The organism is Streptomyces sp. NPDC055078, from assembly GCF_053607985.1.
On record NZ_JBSGUP010000699.1, the window covers coordinates 3261 to 4181 of the forward strand.

General features: G+C 74.2%; 1 protein-coding gene. It reads right to left on the reverse strand.

All coding sequences use genetic code 11. From position 1 onward, the window contains the following. The coding region (locus tag ACWF94_RS35055; RefSeq protein ID WP_453498105.1) for an RNA polymerase sigma factor at positions 1-921 on the reverse strand (921 nt) is incomplete at both ends.

Sequence of the window (921 nt, forward strand, 5' to 3'; positions counted from 1 at the left end):
CGTTGAGCCGGGCGGCCTGGCGCGTCAGATGGTCGCGCTCGGCGAGGTTGGGTGCCTGTCGGGCCGCCTCGGCGTACAGCCGTGCCGCCGTCGTCAGGTCGCCGTCGCGCTCGTGGAGGTACGCGGCCACGGCGGTGTGGCGGGGTACGGGGTGTCCGCTGCTGCTCGAAGATCTCGGGCTCGGAGAACGTGAGGAGGCGGCGTCCAGCGCCGCGAGTGCCGCCAGGCCGGCGCGCGGGCCGTCGGCCTCGCCCACGGCCACGGCGCGGTTGAGCAGGACGACGGGGCTGTCGGTCAGGCGCGCGAGTTCGTCGTACCACTCGACGATCTGCACCCAGTCGGTCTCCTCGGCGGTGGGCGCGTCGGCGTGGAGTGCCGCGATGGCGGCCTGGGCCTGGAACTCGCCCAGCCGGTCCCGGGCGAGGGCCGACTGCAGGATCGCGACGCCCTCGGCGATCGACTCGGTGTCCCACCGGCCCCGGTCCTGCTCGGCGAGCGGCACCAGGCTGCCGTCGGGTGCGGTCCTGGCGGCACGGCGGGCGTGGTGGAGCAGCATGAGGGCGAGCAGCCCCGCCACCTCGGGGTGGTCGATCGCGGCGGCGAGCTGCCGGGTGAGCCGGATGGCCTCGTCGGCGAGGTCGACATCGCCGGAGTAACCCTCGTTGAAGACCAGGTAGAGGACGCGCAGCACGGTGGCGACATCGCCCGGCCGGTCGAACCGTACGCCGGAGACGGTGCGCTTGGCCCGGCTGATCCTCTGTGCCATCGTCGCCTCGGGCACCAGGTACGCCTGGGCGATCTGGCGAGTGGTCAGTCCGCCCACGGCGCGCAGGGTGAGCGCGACCGCGGACGACGGCGTCAGCGACGGGTGGGCGCACAGGAAGTAGAGCTGGAGCGTGTCGTCCACCGCGGGCACGGGCC